This window comes from Saprospiraceae bacterium (assembly GCA_016717265.1).
Lineage (GTDB): Bacteria > Bacteroidota > Bacteroidia > Chitinophagales > Saprospiraceae > Vicinibacter.
The window spans coordinates 2,768,032-2,784,835 of the sequence record JADKFX010000001.1 but is presented as its reverse complement, the minus strand read 5'-3'; the positions used below and the strand labels follow the sequence as shown (position 1 = coordinate 2,784,835).

Genomic DNA, 16,804 nt, shown 5'->3' with positions numbered 1-16,804 from the left:
ATTACAATTTATCAATTTGATTTCCATCTAAAGAAGATTTTAAATGAATATTCATAAGTTCATGTGCTATATCCGCGGTAGCTGTATTAAAATCTTCAATCGTTCGATTTATTTCAAGTTTATCATTTTTTACAATTGCAATTTCAATTATTGTAAGATGATATTGAATTAACTCCATTTCTGATGCTGAAAGCATTGCTTCGTTTTGTTTCAAAAATCTTTTAGCATTTACAATAATATAGTTGGCTTCATTTATGCTGTCAATAAGGGAACGCAATTCCATATCTGAATTTGCATTTGAAATAGAATCTTTTAAACGCTTTACAACTTCATTTTGATCTATTTGGAGTGGGGATTTTACATCTATTTGTTGAGAAATACCACTTCTTAATTCTTTTGCAGTAATGGATAGAATACCTTCAACGTTCATTGCAAATTTTACTTCAATTTTAGGCAGACCTGCAGGCATTGGCAAGAGATCCTTTAAAATAAATTCCGCTAATTTAATGTTATCTTTTACGAGTTCTCGTTCGCCTTGGTAAATGGATATTTTCAGATTTTTTTGTCCATCAATTGAAGTTGTATAATTTTTTGCAAGTTGTAACGGAATTTTAGAATTCCGAGGTATAATGGTGTCCATTAATCCTCCAATAGTTTCAATACCTAAAGCTAAGGGTGTAACATCCAATAAAAGGATGTCTTGTCGGTTTCCTGCAATCACATCAGCTTGCAAAGCTGCTCCAATTGCAACTACCTCATCAGGATTCAAATAATCATTAATAGGCCTTTTGAAAATTGATTTCAATTTTTCTTTGATTGCGCCAAGTCGGGAGGATCCTCCTACCAATATGATCTCATCCATTTCATCAATGGTTAGTTTGCTGTCTTTAATTGCAAGTAAACAGCTCGTTATAGTAAGTTCTATAGGCTCATTAATAATTAAATTCATCTCTGTTTGAGAGAGCTGTAATTCAGTATCCATAAAATTTACAACCGTATAATCATGATCCCATAAAAACCGTTTTGTTTTTTCAGCAAGGATTCTAAGTTCATTGAATTCTGATTTAGATAGATTAAGATTTGCTTTTGAAATCCAATGCTTTGCAATTGCAATATCAATGTCGTCTCCTCCTAAAAAATTATTACCATGAGTTGCTAATACTTCAAAAACACCATTTTCTATTCTTAGGATCGACACATCAAAAGTACCACCTCCGAAATCGTAAATCATAATATTTTTAATCTCATTTGGTGCCAATCCAATGCCATATGCCATGCTTGCAGCAGTTGGTTCATTGATGATTCTTAAAACTTCTAATCCGGCCAATTGACCAGCATCCCTTGTAGCCTGTCTTTGGCTATCAGAAAAATATGCAGGGACTGTAATAACAGCTTTGAAAATATCAACATTTAAATATTTTTCAGCCCGGGATTTAATTTCTCTCAAAAGAAATGCAGACAATTCAATGGGCGTATAGGTTTTATTAGCAATATTAACTTGTACTAAATCATCTCCACCTGCTGAATCAATTTGAAAAGCAAAATAAGATTTTACTTTATTAAGTTCGTTTGTCGTTTTGCCCATTAAACGCTTAATGGAGTAGACCGTTTTATTTGGAAATGAGGCCATTTTAGCTCGAGCTTCAATGCCTATTAAAATCTGATCTTGATTATCAAAGTATAAAACAGACGGCATCAACTTTTCAAAATCCTTTTCTAGTGGAATTACTTCAGGTTTTCCATTTAAACAATATGCTATTAAACAATTTGTCGTTCCTAAATCTATGCCAACGACGATTTCCTTTTTAACTTTTAAGGAACCGGTTCTAAAATCTATCGCTATTTTACTCATGAACTACTTTATACTGGCTATTAAACCTAATTCAGCCTTGTTTGTTTAGCCTTAAATGATAAACCAGCACAAAAGTAAAGTAACTCGGCTTTTTATTATTCTTTCAGTGATATTTATTACAAATGCAATTATTGCTGAATTTATTGGAGTTAAGATTTTTTCACTTGAAAAGACCTTAGGTTTTTCTTTGCTTTCCCTAAATTTATTTGGAATAAATAAGCTTTCATTTCAATTGACAGCTGGGGTCTTAATATGGCCGGTAGTTTTTGTATTGACAGACGTAATTAATGAATATTTTGGTAAAAAAGGGGTATTAAGACTGTCTTATCTCGCAGTTGTAATGATAGCCTATTCATTTATCGTGATTTTTATTGCAATTCATTTAGTTCCAGCTGATTTTTGGCCTACTTCCCATATTGATTTCTTAGAAGATCCATCTAAAAAGCAAGCACTTTCACAAGAAGTAGCAAACTATAATTCTGCATTTTCATTGGTGTTTGGCCAGGGATTGCGTATTATCATGGCATCCATAATTGCTTTTCTAATAGGTCAAATTTTAGATGCTTTTATCTTTTACCGATTAAAACTTTGGACAGGTGATAAAGGGATTTGGCTTAGAGCAACAGGATCTACCTTGGTATCACAGTTTTTTGATAGTTACATCGTTTTATTTATTGCTTTCTATTTTGGAGCAAATTGGCCTATTTCACAAGTTTTAGCAATTGGTACGGTCAATTATATTTATAAGATTTGTATGGCAATTGGTTTAACCCCGATTATTTACCTGATTCATTTTTTGATTCGACAATATTTAGGAAAGGACTTAAGTGACAATTTGAAACATGAAGCATTGCAAAATTAAATTTTAAACAGTAATATAATGGCTAATCAACTTACGAATCGAATCATCATGATCCGTCCAAAATCCTTTGGATTTAATATAGAAACGGCTTCAAGTAATAAATTTCAAAGTCAATTTGAAACACAATCAAAAGAAGAAATTACAAATTTAGCAATTGTTGAGTTCGATCAAATGGTTCAGGATCTTGATAATTGTGGTATTGATGTTCAGGTTTTTAATGATTCTGAGAATGTCGTATTACCAGATTCTATATTTCCAAATAATTGGATCACATTGCACCAAGATGGTACAATTTATACCTACCCAATGTTTTCTGAAATACGGAGAAAGGAACGCAGAGAAGATATTATTGATAATTTATCTAAACAGTTTCAAGTAAAAAGAAGGTATAGTTTAGAAATGTTTGAAGACCAAAATCAATTTTTAGAAGGTACTGGAAGTATGATTTTGGACAGAGAGAACAAAATTGCATATGCTTGTTTAAGTCCAAGAACGGATCCACGAGTCATGGATAAATTTGCTCTTCTTAGCAACTACCAAGCCTTTCATTTTAAAGCTACGGATCTAAATGGATTTGAAATTTATCATACAAATGTGATGATGAGTATTGGAAAGGATTTTGTAATTTGTTGCTTAGAATCCGTGGAATCTCAAAAAAGAGAAGAATTATTGAAATTGTTTGAAAAAACAGCTAAAGCCTTAATAGAGATCAATTTTACTCAAATGGCACAATTTGCTGGTAATATGTTACAAGTCATTAGTAAAACCGGAGAGCCGCACTTAATAATGTCTCAAACCGCTTATAATTCTTTGGACCAAAATCAATTAAAATTGCTTAGGGACAGGACGAAGCTGTTAGTTGTTAAAATTCCAACAATTGAAAAAGTAGGAGGTGGAAGTGCGCGTTGTATGATTGCAGAAAACTTCTTGCCGAAGAAATAAACCATTACAAAGTATTGGTTTACAGTATTATAACATATTGATAATTTATTTATAATAACTTAATATAGGTGTAGGTATCTATTTTTATCTTTGCTATAATTAATCCCTTTTTTAAACAAACTTATTATGAAACGAAATGCTAAACTTACCAAAATGTCTATGTTAATAGCATTTTTGGTCTTTACAATTTTAGAACTTCATGCACAAGGTGTAACCACAGCCCAACTTTTTGGTCAAATTTCTGATTCAAAAGGGAGTCCTTTAATTGCGGCTTCCATTCATGCTGTGCACATGCCTTCCGGAACTAGTTACGGAGTCTATTCAAGAGATGATGGAAGGTTTAATATACCAAATATGAGAGTTGGTGGCCCGTACTCAATAAAGATTACCTATGTCGGATTTGGTGAAAAAAATTTTGAAAATATTTTTCTTGAATTAGGTGAAAACAAAAAGCTTAATATTGCTTTAGAAGAGTCAACGACCGCTTTAGCAGCAGTCGAAATCATTGCAAAAGTCGGCACTATTGGTGAAATATCCGGAACTGGAACCCAGATATCCGCTGAAAAAATTTCTAATATCCCTACAATTAACAGAGATATAGATGATTTTTTAAAATTAACACCTCAGGCATCTAGTTACTCTGATGGTATCACTTTTGGTGGAATGAATAATAGGTATAATGCAATTTATATTGATGGAGCTGTGAATAATGATGTTTATGGTATTTCATCTTCTGGCACAAACGGTGGGTCCACGGGTATTAGTCCTTTTTCAATTGATATTATAGATCAACTTCAAGTTGTATTATCTCCTTATGATGTTTCATATGGTGGTTTTGCAGGAGGTGGAATAAATGCAGTAACCAAATCGGGTACCAATGAATTTCATGGCACAGCCTATTACTTCTCACAAAATGAAAGTCTTGCAGGCAAGTCAAACAAAACCTATGCAGATCGTTATAAATTGGACCGAGTCAAATTAAATCCTTATTCAGAATCAACCTACGGATTTTCACTTGGTGGGCCCATATTAAAAAATAAACTATTTTTCTTTGCGAATGCAGAAATTCAAAAAGATGAAACACCAGCTCCTTTTGATGTGGTAACGTATGCTGGTAAATCAAAAGCACAGGACCTTGAAAATTTTAGGCAAGCACTAATTTCTAAGTATAACTATGACCCAGGTGACTATGGTAATACTTCAGATAATCTAGATGGTTTAAAACTATTTGTAAAATTAGATTACAATTTAAATGACAACAATAGGGTGACGTTTAGACATAATTATACAAAAGCAGAACAATACGATAGAACTGCTGGCTCAACCAATAGAATCAATTTTAGTAATAGTGGAATTTATTTTCCATCCATCACGAACAGTACCGCAATTGAGCTAAATTCAAGATTTAAAAATAAGTTTTCTAATAATTTGATTTTAGGCTTTACAAGTGTAAAAGATGATCGCGATCCTATTGGAGGTGATTTTCCTTATTTGATAATTAATGATGGCGGAAATAACAGCATAAGACTTGGTTCAGAAGAATTTTCAACCGCAAATAAATTGGACCAGAATATCTTTACGATAACTGATAATTTTAAAATATACAATGGTGCACATACTATTACCATAGGGACACATAATGAATTTTATGACATTTATAATTTATTTATTGGCCAAAATTATGGAACCTATACGTATGATTCATTATCAGGTTTTCTAAATAATGATAAGGCAAAAACGTATGTGAGAGCATATTCTTTAGTAGATGATATTACTGGAGATGGCTCACAAGCAGCAGGTGTATTCAAAGCCATGCAATTAGGTGTTTATTTACAAGATGATTGGGAAGTAACAAATCGATTTAGATTGACTGGTGGTGTTCGGGTGGATGTACCATTCATTACGTCAGATCCAAAAGTCGATACTTTTTTTAATAATACAGCTTTGCCAAAAATCCAGGCTAAGTATGATATTGCAAATAATATTGTTGCCGGACAAGCGCCTGATGGACAGATCTTGATTTCTCCAAGAATTGGTTTTCATTATGATCTAAAAAATTCGAATAGGCATATTTTAAGAGGAGGAGTAGGTGTCTTTACAAGTCGGATTCCTTTTGTTTGGCCTGGTGCAATATTTACAAATAATGGCTTAACATTAGGTAGAGTTACAGAAGCAAATGTTCCTGGAGGTGTAACGTTTGTCCCTACTATTGGAGGCCAGTATACGAATCCTGGTTTTAAAATTCCATCCGGACAATATGATCTTTTTGTAAAAGACTTTAAGTATCCACAAGTATTTAAAGCCAATTTAGGTTTTGACACCAAATTACCTTTTGATATCAATTTAACAATAGAAGGTATTTATACAAAGATTCTTAATAACGTTGTTTATTATCAAGTAAATTCTGATACAACTGGAAGTTTTAATTGGTCTAGTTCTACAGATAATCGGACAGTCTTTCCAAGAAAGTCAATTGAAGCTACCTATAGTTCAGTGTATGTTGCAGATAACACAAACGAAGGGGATGCATACACTTTGACTGCTTCTTTAGCCAAAAATTTTGGATTTGGTCTATCGGCCTTACTTGCCTATTCTTATGGTGATGCAAATTCATTAATGGATGGAACTTCTTCTCAAAATTCATCACAATGGAGAGGACAAATTAGTGTTAATGGTAGAAATAATCCTACATATGGCCGTGCAGATTATGCAATGGGGCATCGTTTTATTTCTAATTTATCTTATAAAATAAATTGGTTTGGGAAAAAGAATTTTGCTACCACCATTTCTATCTTTTATGAAGGTAAAACAGGCTCTCCATTTTCTTATGTAATTGGAGGTACGAATGGACAAAATATAAATAATGAGGTAGGTAGTACATCAAGAAATAGAAGCTTGATTTATATTCCAAAAGAGAAATCAGATATTAACTTAGTAGATTATACTTCAGGTACAACTACCATTACTGCTGATGAGCAATGGACTAAATTGAATGATTTTATTGAGTCAGATGATTATCTAAGCAAAAATCGAGGCAATTATGCTGAAAAGAATAGCAATTTTATGCCCTTCACCAGTTTCCTTGATCTTGCAATAAAACAGGATTTAGGAATTAACATTAATGGAAAAATGCATACGTTCCAGTTAAGTGCGGATATTTTTAATCTTGCAAATTTAATTAATTCAGAGTGGGGTGTCCGGTATACAGTGCCAGGCTCAGATTTTAATAATTATCAGCTCTATACTTATGAAAAACTGGTAGCTGATCCAAATAATGCTAATAAAGTAACAAAACCTACCTTTACTTATAGAGGGGGAAATGAAAGCGGAAAAAAGAGTCTTGACATTTTAAATGGAACGTCTCGTTGGGAGTTGCGCCTGGGTGCTCGATATTTTTTCTAAGAATTCTAGTTATTTATATAATAAAAGCCATATCAACTTGTGATATGGCTTTTATATTTAATTGTATTTTGGTCGTATAGTTAACGTGGAATATATTAACTTTGATAAAATTTCTTCTCCTATGTCAAAGATATACCCAATATTATTATTGCTATTTTTCACAACCCTTACACAGGCTCAAATTGTGATTAATGAGATTATGTATAATCCACCTGAAAGCGGTACGGATTATTTAGAATATATTGAGTTTTATAACGCAGGCAATAGTCCCGTAAATTTAAAAAACTATGCCATTAAGGATGCTGTTGTAATTACATTTCCAGATACTATTTTAACACCAAATTCCTATTTTATCATTTGTGTTAATTCTCAAAAATTTGATTCCGTTTTTGGCTTTCAAGCTTTAGAATGGACGAGTGGAGGCTTGAGGAATACGGACGAGGTAATTACCCTCCTTGATTCTACCCTTAACCCAGTGGATAGCGTACATTATTATAGTTCCTGGAGCGCACTAACAAACGGAAATGGAGCCAGTCTGGAACTTTGCCGGGTTTCAGCGGATAATAATCTTGATGTTTATTGGCGTCCATCAACTTTAGCAACTGGGATAGAGTTAAATAATCATTTTATTTTCGCCTCTCCAAATGGAGCTAATTCATCGAAATGTGCAGAATACACAGTGAATGTTCAGGATTTTGTATTTAACCCTGTTAACCTTGAAATCTATACTGGAGAGCAAGTAGAGTGGGTAAACTTGGGTGGTACTCATAATATTAACGGATCTAAAGTGACATTCCCTTCTAATCCTTCTAATTTTGGAAATGGTGCACCCTCATCTGCAAAATGGTCATACATTTATCGTTTTGACCAAATTGGAGTATACAATTATCAATGTGATGTGCATGCTTCAAGTGGGATGACAGGTACTGTGACTGTAAGAAACCGGGATGTAAATTACCCGAATGTTCAAATTGGAATTGTTACTTCTACAAATATAAATGGTGTTATTGATTCACTCAATAAAAAGTACACAGTGGAAGGAACTGTGTATGGCGTAAATCTTAGACCAGTAGGTCTTCAATTCACAATTATTGATGAATTAAATGATGGTATTGCAATTTTCTTGAGTTCAGGAAATTTAAATTATACAGTAACAGAAGGTGACTATATTCAGGTAAAAGGGACCATTAATCAATTTAATGGTTTGGCACAAATGATTCCTGATAGTATCGTAAAATTTTCTTCTAATCATGTATTATTTAAACCAACATTTGTTAATTTTTTAAACGAAAGTACGGAATCTCAATTAATTGAGATGAAGAGCATGGAACTTGTAGATCCAGTTCTTTGGACCAATAATCCTCTTGGCTTTACTGTTAAGATTACGAATGGTGTAAACACTTTTGATATGCGCATCGATAATGATGTCAATATACACGGAACTTCTGCGCCACTTGGTAAATTTGATTTAATAGGTTTGGGTTCTCAGTTTGATGCTGTTAATCCATTTCTTGAAGGTTACCAGATATTTCCTCGTTATTTAGCAGATATTAAAATCTTAGTAGGATCCAAGGATTTGAATTCATCTGCTCCGTCGATTTTTCCAAATCCAGTGGGTGATGAAATTCAAATTGATTCGGATATCAATTACTCAAAGTTTGAAATACTGGATCTTCGGGGAAATATTCTTGTTAAGGATGCTTTTAAAAATAGAATCCTATGTCCTTTTCCAAGTGGAATTTATTTTATTAAATTAATTGGTGACCAATCGAGTATTTTGAGATTTGTGAAGATTTAATTTAATGCGAATTGGTTTATGTTTATCTGGCGGAGGGGCTAGGGGGATCTTTCATATTGGAGTGTTACAAGCAATTGATGAGTTAAACATTCCTATTTCCATAATATCTGGATGTAGTGCAGGTTCTTTAGTTGGCAGCCTTTATGCTGCAGGCGTAAAACCTGAAAAAATGCTCGCACTGGCAATTCGTACGAAATGGTTTAGTTTTATCCGTCCAAGTATGCCCAATAAAGGATTAATGGGATTGGATTATCTGGAGTATATACTAAATTTGAACATTAGACATAATCAATTTTCCGAATTAGATATCCCACTAAAAGTAGTTGCTACAAATATTTCTAAAGGAAGTTTGGCTATATTCCAATCTGGCGAGATTATACAACCAGTGTTAGCTTCTTGCAGTATTCCTGTTTTATTCAAACCGGTAAATATTCAAAATGAATATTATATGGATGGAGGCATCCTAATGAATTTACCTGTCAGCATTATCAAAGGTCAGTGTGATTTTATAATTGGTGTTAGTTTGATGCCACTTCAAGAATTACATATAAATGAAATCAATTCAAGTATAAAAGTTTTAACCCGTGTTTTGGAATTAGCTGTTCAAAATAATTCAAAATTGCAAATGGAACTATGCGATTTACTTATAGAAACTGATAAAATTTGCGAATTTTCTAAATATGACCTCAAAGGTGCTAACCAACTTTTCGAACTTGGTTATGAATGTGGCATGATTCAATTAGAAAACTTAACGAAAGTCCTTATAAATTAGTTTAAGCGCACTTCCCAGGGTGCATTTTGATTCAAGTCAACTTCAATATTTTCTTTAATAGTTGTTGCTAAACGCATTCCAACCAAATCTACCTGGATAGGAAAGCATTTATGTGTCCTTTCAATTAAAACCGCTACTTCTATCTTTTTAGCTTGAATTTCCATTAAAACTTTAAATGAATAAAATATAGTTCTTCCAGTATTTGAAACATCGTCTGTTATTATAATTACTTTATCTTTCAACTTACTTGGGTCTATATTTAATTCAATGGGATTTTCTGTAGGTGCTGCAGGATTTAATTTAATATTAAATTTATTGCAGCTTAATGGGCTTAATAAGCTTATTTCACGCTCCAGTAATTCTGCAATTTCAAATCCTTTGTTGTTGATACCGGCCAAATAAATCACTTTTTCATCAGCATGGCGCTCATAAATTTCCATAGCCATTCTTTTGATTTTTTGTTTAATTTGCTCCTGATTTAGAATTATCATACTTTTAAGCTTAATTTGAGTACAAAAGTCTTTAATTTTATTGGATTGATTTTGACTATTTTAATATGGTTCAGACAATAGCATTTATTATAATCAGTTTTTTAGCTTTTTCCTTCGCTTATAAAAAGTATAAAGCGATCTATCAAGCGATTACTTTAGGTAAAAGACAAAGTCAAATTGGTCAATTTAGCTTGCGACTTAAAAATATGTTGCTTTTCGCTCTTGGTCAGCGAAAAATGTTTACACGCCCGGTTGCTGGAGTTTTTCATTTATTTATATATGTTGCTTTTATTATTACCCAATTAGAAGCTATTGAAATATTTGCAGATGGTTTTTTGGGCTATCATCGTTTGTTTGCTGGCAAAATTGGAGTCTTCTATGCTTTCATTATAAATTTTATTGAGGCCTTGTCGGTCTTGGCTTTAATAGCCACTTTAGTCTTTTTAATAAGAAGAAATGTTATTAAAATTAAACGATTTCAGAATTCTGACTTAAATGGTTGGCCAGCGCTGGATGCGAATTTGATTCTTCTTGGGGAGATCATTTTGGTAACTAGTATTTTTATGATGAATGGGGCAGAGCAAGTACTTCAATTAATCAAACCTGAAACATATCATCCAACGGGTACCTTTTATTTGTCGGCCAATTCTACTATGATTTGGCTTAGAAACTTGCCTTTTGATTGGTTACAGTTTATGGAGCGTTTATTTTGGTGGAGTCATTATTTAGTCGTTTTAGGATTTTTAGTCTATCTACCATATTCTAAGCACTTGCACATTTTCCTTGCATTTCCTACGAGTTTCTATTCGGATCTTTCTCCAAGAGGTCAAATGTCTAACATTCCTGCAATTGAAAATGAAGTGCGAAGTATGCTGGAATTACCATTAAAGGAAAACGTAGAAACGCTGGAAAGTTTCGGAGCAAAAGATATTAATGATCTTCCATGGACGACAATACTTCAATCTTTTTCTTGCACAGAATGTGGTCGTTGTACTTCCGTTTGTCCGGCAAATATTACGGGTAAAAAATTAAGTCCGAGAAAAATTGTTATGGATATTCGAGACCGGGCAGAGTTAATAGTAAGGACAAATGCTTTTAAATTTGACAGTTCAACACAAGCAACGGAAGTCACTGACGGTTTTTCATTATTTGATCAAATTAGTGCTGAAGAATTGTACGCCTGTACTTCTTGTAACGCTTGTGTAGAAGCATGTCCTGTTTTAATTAATCCATTGCAACCTATTTTAGAATTAAGACGTTACGATATATTAATGAATAGTGGAGGTCCACAAGCTTGGTTGCCTATGTTTAATAGTTTGGAAAATAATCAATCCGTTTGGGCGATGTCAGAACCTCGTACGCAATGGATTCAAAATTAATAGTGGATGAAAATACCAATACTCAATGAACTTATAGCAAACGGAACTTATCCTGAAATACTATTTTGGATTGGTTGCGCAGGCAATTATGATGCAAGAGCTCAGAAAATTACGCGAGCATTTTGTGAAATATTGAATAACATCGGTTACTCTTATGCAGTTTTAGGCGATGAAGAAAAATGTACTGGGGATCCTGCAAGACGAGCAGGAAACGAATTTTTGTTTCAAATGTTGGCAATTCAAAATATAGAGACCCTAAATCAGTATCAAGTTAAAAAAATTGTTTGTACCTGTCCACATTGTTTTAATACCTTAAAAAATGAATACCCTGAACTTGGAGGGAATTATGAAGTGATTCATTATTCGCAATTTTTAGAGTATTTAATATCAACTCAAAAAATTGTTATTAAGCCTGATGATAAGAAGGCAATAACATATCATGATTCCTGCTACTTAGGTCGAATTAATGGAGTTTATGAAGCTCCTCGCAGTATTCTAAATGCATTGGAATTTGAAATATTGGAAATGAAACGGTCCAAAGAAAATGGCTTATGTTGCGGTGCGGGAGGAGCCCAAATGTTTAAGGAGGAAGAATCCGGTGTAAAAAGAGTAAATGCGGAAAGGGTAGAAGAAGCGCTTCAAACAGGTGCAAATACCATGGTTGCAAATTGTCCGTTTTGTATTACTATGTTACAAGATGGAATAAAGGAGAAAAATCAACAAGATCATGTTATGGTGTATGATTTAGCTGAGCTAATATTGCAAAATCAAAACAAAGTATGATGGATTTAATTTCATATCCAGATTATTCAAAAGTATGGATATATGCAGCTAGTGATAAAATTCAAGATGCAGATATATTGGAAACATATTCAAAAATTTTGGATTTTGCCAAAACTTGGTCAAGCCACAATATTGCCTTACGTGCAACTGGTGGATTATTACATAACCGATTTATAGTTTTTATAGTGGATGATGGTATTAATAATCCCGGAGGATGTAGCATTGATAAATCGGTGCATTTTGTAAAATCAATGGGAACTACTCTTAATCTTGATTTTTTTAATAGAAACTTATTTTACTATCTTGAAAATGAAGTAGTTAAAACCGTTTCTAAGGACCAATTATTGGATCATATAAAGGGTGGAATTATAAATGAGGATACCCTGTTTTTCGATACCTTGGTTCAATCTAAAATCGATTTTCAAAAGAGCTGGTTGAAACCATTTAAACGATCTTGGCATTCAAAACTAATTTAAAGAAGGCAATGTAGTCTTAAGAATGATGAATTCTAAATGAATTTGTTACATCAGATTAATATCAAAACCAAGATTTACTTATTTTTTTTCTGCAATTCTTCCAATATCTCTGCTTCAGATTTGCCAAGATTACTCATCAACATTTGAGCATCATCAACAAACTCAGATTTCGGATACTTTTCCACAAATTCGGTATAAAATTTTCTTGCAGTAGCGGTGTCCTTTAAGTCATTATCAAACAGAAATCCTTTCATAAAACTTGAATTTTCTGCTTTTGGATGGCTTGGATATTTCTCGATTATCCAATCAAATAAACTGATACACTTATCGTATGTCTGCAGTAATTTAGAAGTTTGTGCAGCACTAAATAAAAATTCTGGAGAACGTGGGTTATCTGGTAAAACCAAAGCATATGCCTCGCATGCATCCACATAATTAAATGCACTTTGCTTGTCATATGAATTCATAGTATCAGGAAAAATGGATTTAGCTAGATTAACCAGGTAGTCTTCTGGACTTTCCTGTTTTTGAAGTTTCGATAATAAGTCAACTTTTCTAGCATCATTAGGAAAGGCTTGACCAAAACAAAGGGAAAGAATATCCGCAGCTTGCGTTTTGCCAATGTTTCTAAGACAACTGATCATATTCACTAGATTATCTGGAGTATCTTTTCTTTTGTAATGATCTTTAATTAAATTATTTAAGAAAATTACGGTTTGCCTACAATTATTCATTTTTGTACTGGCAGCGGCACATTTTGCAAGTATGTCTTCAATGACTCCCGCATCATCTTTATGTTCTTGCATGATTTCCAAATAAGCAGAAATCAATAAATCATAGGTTGAATCAACAGGATTTGAATTAAAATTTGATTCTAATTTGCTTATTTGTTCGTTGTTAAATTTTTTATCTGATTTACATGCAATCATACCGAACAGGCAAAAAATGAGTATATAACCACCAGTCTTCATACTTAATAGAATTTAGACAAATGTAAGAAATGAATAGTAGCTATTTATGGCATCTGGAATAGATTAACATATATTTTGAACGTTTTATGTAAAATCTTGTTGAAGCCAAATGGAATATGCAGTTTTTTGGTTTCGTAGAGATCTCCGCTTAGAAGATAATAAGGGATTGCATGAAGCGTTGAAATGTGGACTTCCAGTGATCCCTATTTTTATATTTGATCCTGAAATTTTAACTAAACTTAGTAATAAAAAAGATGCCAGAGTTGAATTTATACATAACCATGTAGGCCACCTTAAATCCGAAATTCAACAATATGGATCTGACCTTTTAGTGTTTTACGATACCGTTGAGAATGTATGGATTAAATTATTTCAAGCATATAAAATTAGACAAGTATTTGTAAATACTGATTATGAGTCCTATGCCATTAAGCGAGACGCTGCCATCAGAAATTTATGCCTCAAAGAGCAGATTCAATTTAGTAGTTTCAAAGACCATGTATTGTTTGAAAAAGAGGAAGTTTGTAAGGAAGATGGAACTTATTATTCAGTATTCACTGCATATAAACGAAAATTAATAACAACGTTAATGACAGACAACAATTCCATTCAATTTTCTCCATATTTAACTTCGTTTAATACCTCTGATTTTACAAATTTTTGGAAGTCTAAATCTTCTCCATTAGTCTCTTTAGATTTCTTAGGTTTTGATAAAAGTGAAATCGCAATTCCATCCAAAATAGTTGCAAAATCGATTATTCAAAACTATACTTTAAATAGAGACTACCCATATTTAGCAGGTACTTCAAAACTAGGTATTCATTTTCGATTTGGTACTATTAGCATTCGAGAAAAAGCAAGGGCTGCATCACAACTCAATGAAACCTATTTTACAGAGTTGATGTGGAGGGATTTTTATTCTATGATATTGCAAGCTTTTCCATATGTTGAATTTTCTAGTTTTAGACCTGCATATAATAAAATTGAATGGGTTAATAATGAAGCCAATTATAGCGATTGGTGTGAAGGAAAAACTGGTTATCCATTAGTGGATGCTGGTATGCGTGAACTCAATACAACCGGATTTATGCATAATCGCCTGCGCATGGTTACCGCTAGTTTTCTTGTCAAGCATTTATTGATAGATTGGCGTTGGGGTGAAGCCTATTTTGCAGAAAAATTATTGGATTTTGATTTAGCTAGTAATAACGGAGGCTGGCAATGGGCAGCAGGATGCGGCACCGATGCCGCACCATACTTTAGAATATTTAATCCGCAAACTCAACAAGAACGTTTTGATTCGAATTGGGTATATATTAAAAAATGGGTTCCGGAGTATTTATCCGAAAGCTATCAGAAACCTATAGTTGACCATAAATGGGCAAGGGAGCGTTGTCTGAAGACCTTTAAGAAAGCATTGGAGGAAAAATAGAGATCAAGCTAGCCACTATTCTTTCTATTAAATAAGAGTAAAACTTAAAACTATATTAAAGATTTGTATGCTGCAAAGTCCAAAAATAAACAACAAAAATTATTCAAAATCCAATAAATTCAGAAATTAAATCAGGTATCTATTTTAACCTAATAATTCATCTGCCTTTTCCAGCAACCACTTTTTACTCATGGCTTGAGAGTTTTGAATTTCTTCTTTTATTTTTTTGAATTTAGACTTATCATTACTTGTTTCGGTTAATCTTTTTGTAAAGCGAATTAATTGCAAGTAGCTATTCTTGCGTTCGTCTGTAATGCTTTTATTTCTTTGAATAAATATTTTAAAACTATCATAAAAAGATTGTAGTGCATCAAATTCATCTAATTCATAATACGTGGCCAACAACAATGATTTTGCTCCAAGGCCGTAATTTACCTCATCAAACTGTACTTTTTGCAATAAAGGAATTGCCAAATGGTATTCTTTTCTATAAAAATGCAATGAAGCTTTGTTATAATGGATAGCATTTTCTCGATATTCTTTACTTATTTTGGATCCATAATTAAATATAAAACTTTCTGTCCAATCAAATTCATTGAGTCTCAAAGCAAGGGTTACAATATTTTTAAACGCCCAGGGTGATAATTCTCCATTGGTCAATACAATTTCTTTCGAAAGCGCATCTTTCCATAGTTCAAAATTATCTTTACTAAATTTTAGATTTCCCTGATTTTGTTTTTGGATCGTATAATTTATGGCTGAGTTAATAATATCCCGGGCATCTTCAGCTGGAAACAAATGAATATATTTTTTTATTAATTCTTTTAAGTTTGTAAAATGACTTTCAATATCCGGCTCTACAAAAGTTAAATAGATCTGGTAATAAATAGTGATGGCAGGTATTTCAAGATAGCTATTTTTAGATATTTCGCCAATGATTTCAGGAATTAAAATGACGTCTTTATTTACGTGTGTCATTCTACTCCAGCTTAAAAGTAAGCAATAATATTTTAATTTTTCAGCGAAATAGAAGTGATTTAAATGGGCGTCAATATCTACAATGTTTAACTTTTGAATATTTACTTTTTGAACTCTAGCCGACTCCATATTTTCTAGAATATAGCGGTATTTTTCTATTGAATATAAATCATAATAATAAGTTCCTGGCCTGTTAGGTTCCCTTTTCAATAAGGTCATTCCTGAATTAATTGCACTATTTATAAAAATATCTAATTCCTTTCGATGTAACATTTGCAATAGATAATTTACTCTATGCACAGGACTTTCATCATAAATTTGTTGTGCCAGAAAATCTTCACCTAGTTCCATTAACTGATGTTGAAGTTTTCTCAGTTTATCATAATCAAAATCTAAATGAGGATAAAGTGTTTCCCATACCTTTTCCTTCACAATTTCATCATTATTTGATGCTAATAAATGAGTTTCAAAATATTCAAAAAGCTCCAGTATTTTTTCATGAGAGTTAAAATAAGGGGATTCCAGGTATTTTCGAAATCGACGGAGTTCTTTTAGACTAAGAGCCTTTAAAAAATGATAAAATTTGGATTCTGTCATAGTGGCTTAAAGTTACTGTTTTTAAACATTGTTGCAAATTATTAAGATTTGTTTAGAATTTTATGCTTG

At 32.6% G+C, this 16,804-nt stretch carries 13 protein-coding genes; 9 read left to right on the top strand and 4 right to left on the bottom strand.

Annotated features, from left to right (window positions below):
- Position 1: 1 nt before the first annotated feature.
- Positions 2 to 1,852 carry an Hsp70 family protein gene (locus IPO86_10925; protein ID MBK9728622.1) on the bottom strand — a complete coding sequence of 617 codons (1,851 nt, stop codon included), beginning with the start codon at positions 1,850 to 1,852 and terminating at the stop codon, positions 2 to 4.
- A gap of 55 nt (positions 1,853 to 1,907) precedes the next feature.
- Between IPO86_10925 and IPO86_10920 the strand changes: the two genes are divergently transcribed.
- From IPO86_10920 to IPO86_10900, 5 genes are all read left to right on the top strand, one after another.
- Positions 1,908 to 2,714, top strand: a complete 807-nt coding sequence (locus tag IPO86_10920; GenBank protein MBK9728621.1) for a queuosine precursor transporter — start codon at positions 1,908 to 1,910, stop codon at positions 2,712 to 2,714.
- A gap of 18 nt (positions 2,715 to 2,732) precedes the next feature.
- Positions 2,733 to 3,656, top strand: coding sequence for an amidinotransferase (locus tag IPO86_10915; protein ID MBK9728620.1), 924 nt, complete (start codon positions 2,733 to 2,735; stop codon positions 3,654 to 3,656).
- Between the two features lie 126 nt (positions 3,657 to 3,782).
- Positions 3,783 to 7,058 (top strand): TonB-dependent receptor, encoded by a 3,276-nt coding sequence (locus IPO86_10910; protein ID MBK9728619.1) that lies wholly within the window; start codon positions 3,783 to 3,785, stop codon positions 7,056 to 7,058.
- A gap of 121 nt (positions 7,059 to 7,179) precedes the next feature.
- On the top strand, positions 7,180 to 8,856 hold the full coding sequence (locus tag IPO86_10905; GenBank protein ID MBK9728618.1) for a lamin tail domain-containing protein: 1,677 nt from the start codon (positions 7,180 to 7,182) through the stop codon (positions 8,854 to 8,856).
- A gap of 4 nt (positions 8,857 to 8,860) precedes the next feature.
- The gene (locus IPO86_10900; GenBank protein MBK9728617.1) at positions 8,861 to 9,628 is read left to right on the top strand and encodes a patatin-like phospholipase family protein; all 768 of its coding nucleotides are present in this window, start codon (positions 8,861 to 8,863) and stop codon (positions 9,626 to 9,628) included.
- Here IPO86_10900 and IPO86_10895 read toward each other — a convergent pair.
- Positions 9,625 to 10,119, bottom strand: coding sequence for a phosphoribosyltransferase (locus IPO86_10895; GenBank protein MBK9728616.1), 495 nt, complete (start codon positions 10,117 to 10,119; stop codon positions 9,625 to 9,627). The genes IPO86_10900 and IPO86_10895 overlap by 4 nt on opposite strands.
- A 65-nt stretch (positions 10,120 to 10,184) precedes the next feature.
- Between IPO86_10895 and IPO86_10890 the strand changes: the two genes are divergently transcribed.
- From IPO86_10890 to IPO86_10880, 3 genes are read left to right on the top strand one after another with little or no spacing between them, the layout of a single operon-like run.
- Entirely contained in the window at positions 10,185 to 11,498 is a 1,314-nt protein-coding gene (locus tag IPO86_10890; protein ID MBK9728615.1) for a (Fe-S)-binding protein, read from the top strand.
- Positions 11,499 to 11,504: 6 nt separating this feature from the next.
- The gene (locus IPO86_10885) at positions 11,505 to 12,281 is read left to right on the top strand and encodes a (Fe-S)-binding protein (protein MBK9728614.1); all 777 of its coding nucleotides are present in this window, start codon (positions 11,505 to 11,507) and stop codon (positions 12,279 to 12,281) included.
- Positions 12,278 to 12,757 carry a hypothetical protein gene (locus IPO86_10880; protein ID MBK9728613.1) on the top strand — a complete coding sequence of 160 codons (480 nt, stop codon included), beginning with the start codon at positions 12,278 to 12,280 and terminating at the stop codon, positions 12,755 to 12,757. The genes IPO86_10885 and IPO86_10880 overlap by 4 nt, the downstream gene beginning before the upstream one ends.
- A 74-nt stretch (positions 12,758 to 12,831) precedes the next feature.
- On the opposite strand, the gene IPO86_10875 is transcribed toward IPO86_10880, so the two are convergent.
- Positions 12,832 to 13,728: a hypothetical protein gene (locus IPO86_10875; protein ID MBK9728612.1), complete on the bottom strand. Its 897-nt coding sequence runs from the start codon at positions 13,726 to 13,728 to the stop codon at positions 12,832 to 12,834.
- 109 nt (positions 13,729 to 13,837) lie between these two features.
- Between IPO86_10875 and IPO86_10870 the strand changes: the two genes are divergently transcribed.
- Positions 13,838 to 15,160 carry a deoxyribodipyrimidine photo-lyase gene (locus IPO86_10870; GenBank protein MBK9728611.1) on the top strand — a complete coding sequence of 441 codons (1,323 nt, stop codon included), beginning with the start codon at positions 13,838 to 13,840 and terminating at the stop codon, positions 15,158 to 15,160.
- A gap of 144 nt (positions 15,161 to 15,304) precedes the next feature.
- On the opposite strand, the gene IPO86_10865 is transcribed toward IPO86_10870, so the two are convergent.
- Positions 15,305 to 16,735, bottom strand: coding sequence for a hypothetical protein (locus IPO86_10865; GenBank protein ID MBK9728610.1), 1,431 nt, complete (start codon positions 16,733 to 16,735; stop codon positions 15,305 to 15,307).
- Between the last annotated feature and the right edge of the window lie 69 nt (positions 16,736 to 16,804).